The 3,012-nt window shown below is 47.0% G+C and carries 2 protein-coding genes; both read left to right on the top strand.

All coding sequences use genetic code 11. The features are described 5' to 3' along the window. The first annotated feature begins 99 nt into the window (after nt 1–99). Nucleotides 100–2,238, top strand: coding sequence for a SpoIIE family protein phosphatase (locus ACR0P9_RS10090; protein WP_432619771.1), 2,139 nt, complete (start codon nt 100–102; stop codon nt 2,236–2,238). 243 nt (nt 2,239–2,481) lie between these two features. Next, nucleotides 2,482–3,012, top strand: a 531-nt coding sequence (locus ACR0P9_RS10095) for an aspartate/ornithine carbamoyltransferase family protein (RefSeq protein ID WP_432619773.1), incomplete at its 3' end; no start/stop codon positions are given.

The raw sequence follows: 3,012 nt of genomic DNA on the forward strand, positions 1-3,012 counted from the left end.
AATGATGAATAAAAAGGGAACACTTAAGCTGGTACATGTGCCGGAGATGGTCATGGAAGTATTGGATATTACCGGCTTTGCGGACTTTTTGACCATAGTATGACGGGGTATTTGACTGCCGCAACGCTGTTTCCTGTTGCGTTGACCGGTATTTTTATACTGCTCAGTAAAAAAACAAAATTTTCTGCCTGGCATCCTGGATTACAGCAGGCAATCATCGGTATTGCTTTTGGCCTTTTTGCCATTTTATCCACACAATACGGCGTGCCGGTTCAAAGCGGTGTTGTGATGAACGTTCGTGATGCCGCGCCGCTGTGTGCCGGTTTGATTTTTGGCGCACCGGCAGGTCTTATTGCCGGTATCATCGGCGGTATGTATCGATGGTTGTGCGTCTATTGGGGCGGCGAGATGGGCACACGATTGGCGTGCTCGCTGGCTGCTTTTTTGGCAGGCGTGTTCAGCGGCGTGATGCGAAAACGATTATTTGACGGTGACGTGCCGAGCTTTTTGTCTGGTTTCGGCATTGGCACGACGATGGAAGTGCTGCATATGCTGTTGGTGCTGGCAACCAATTTGGGTGATGTACCACACGCCTTTCATTTTGTGCAGGAATGCGCGTTTCCTATGATTGTCTGTAATGGTATTGCGGTGAGTTTGGCGATTTTGGTCAGTGGCAGAGTGGGGAAAAATGAGCGTATCAGCTTGAAAGATCGCTATATCAGCTATGACTTTGGTTTTTGGCTGCTGGTGTGCATTGTCATCGCGTTTTTTATCACGAGCAGCTTTACCCAGCAAATTATTTATCGCATTACGGAAGAGGACGCAGAACTGTATCGGCACGTTACGCTGTATCTGATGGCATTTACAGAAATTTTGATTTATACCGCACTGTTCATCCTGATTTTTCAGATGCTCAAGAAAAAAGTCGTCTGCAATTTACGGCGTGTCAATGACGGATTAAACGCCATTACCAGCGGCAATTTGGACACAGTGATTGATGTGAGGACATATAAAGAGTTTTCACAGCTTTCAGACGATGTGAATGCGACCGTATCGACATTGAAACAATATATTCAGGAGGCAGAGCAGCGTATTGACCAAGAGCTGGAATTTGCACGACAGATTCAACATTCTGCCTTGCCGTCTGTCTTTCCGCCGTTTCCGCACCGACCAGATTTTGATATTTATGCTTCTATGCATGCAGCAAAAGAAGTCGGCGGAGATTTTTACGATTTCTATCTGCTGGGACGATTTACTCTTGTCGTATTGGTTGCCGACGTGTCGGGCAAAGGCGTTCCGGCCGCTATGTTTATGATGCGGGCTAAGACGTTAATCAAAGCACTGACGGAGAGCGGTCAGCCGATTGATGAAGTGTTTACGGAGACCAACCGCCGTTTGTGCGAAGGAAATGATACCGGTATGTTTATCACAGCGTGGATGGGCAAATTGGATTTGCGTACCGGTGAGCTGTCTTTTATTAATGCCGGACACAATCCGCCGCTGCTGCGGCGCAGGGGAGAAGCCTATCAATATCTGCGGACGAAACCGAATTTTGTCCTTGCCGGTCTGGAGATGACGCGATACCGCACACAAACCATACAGCTGCAGCCGGGAGATTCCTTGTATTTGTATACCGATGGCGTAACAGAGGCTTGTGATAAAAATGAAATTTTGTTCGGAGAGACGCGCCTAGAGACCGTGCTGGCACAGACAGTGGATCGCAGTGCGCAGGAGACCTGCTGTGCCGTGACGGATGCTGTTCATGCATTTGTTCGGGATACGCCGCAATCGGATGACATAACCATGCTGTGCTTGAACCTTCATGCTATGCAAGATACCAATATTGTGCGAACGATTCCCGACACAGCATCTTTTTCTGTTGTACAGGAATTTTTGGATGATCGATTAAAGACCGCTGCTGTACCGGAAAAGCTGCGCAAACGAATGCAGATAACCTCCGATGAAATTTGGTCTAATATTGTGCGGCACAGCGATGCATCGGAAGCGATGTTGCGTCTGCGGCGAGAGGCGGATACCTTGTTTTTGGATTTTATAGACAATGGACAGCCATTTGACCCATTATCTGTGGCGCAGCCGGATGTATCTTTGGACGCAGACGAGCGAGAGATTGGCGGACTGGGATTATATATGGTGCAACAGATGACAGCTTCCATGCAATACAGTTATACAGAGGGAAACAATCAATTGACAATCGGTTTTGCACTTTTACCGGAATAACCAGAGGATATTCGACGAGATTTGCGGCCTCATATCTATATGATGATAGATAGAACAGGAGGGATAGCAGATGTTTTGGTATCGATGTGTATTGTTACTCACGGCAGCAATTTTACTGTTTATGCTGCTGTTTTCATTCCAATACTAGAAAATTCGAGATTTTTCGGCAAGGAAAAAACGCATGGGCTTTTCAAGAGGGGGAATTTGTGCTACAATAAAAAAAATACAAGGAGGAACGCATATATGCGACATATTATCGACCTCAGTGATCTGACAATGGAAGAATTTAATGAGCTGTACAAGCTCACTTCAAATATCATCGACCGACCGGAAGGTTATACGGATGCCTGCCGTGGTAAGGTTTTGGGCAGCTTGTTCTATGAACCGAGTACACGTACCAATCTTTCGTTTTCTACAGCAATGATGCGTTTGGGCGGTAGTGTAGTTGGATTCTCTAATCCGAATTCTTCCTCTGCGGCGAAGGGCGAGACACTGAAAGATACCATCACTATGGTGTCCAACTATGCGGATATGATCGTCATGCGTAACCCGCACGAGGGCGCAGCAAAGGCGGCATCTATGTTCTCTGAGGTGCCGATTATCAATGCCGGTGACGGCGGACATCTGCATCCGACACAGACACTGGCAGATATGACAACGATTCTGCGTCTGCGCGGCTCGGCGGATAATATGAAGATTGGTTTGTGCGGTGACTTGAAATACGGACGCACGGTACATTCCCTGATTCATTTCCTCGCAAATTATAAAAATGTA

This window comes from Butyricicoccus sp., from assembly GCF_050872565.1.
Taxonomy (GTDB): Bacteria; Bacillota; Clostridia; order Oscillospirales; family Butyricicoccaceae; genus Butyricicoccus_A.

What these genes read in the sequence shown, in the direction of transcription:
- ACR0P9_RS10090 (WP_432619771.1), top strand. Translation starts at nt 100, where the DNA reads ATGACGGGGTATTTGACTGCCGCAACGCTGTTTCCTGTTGCGTTGACC.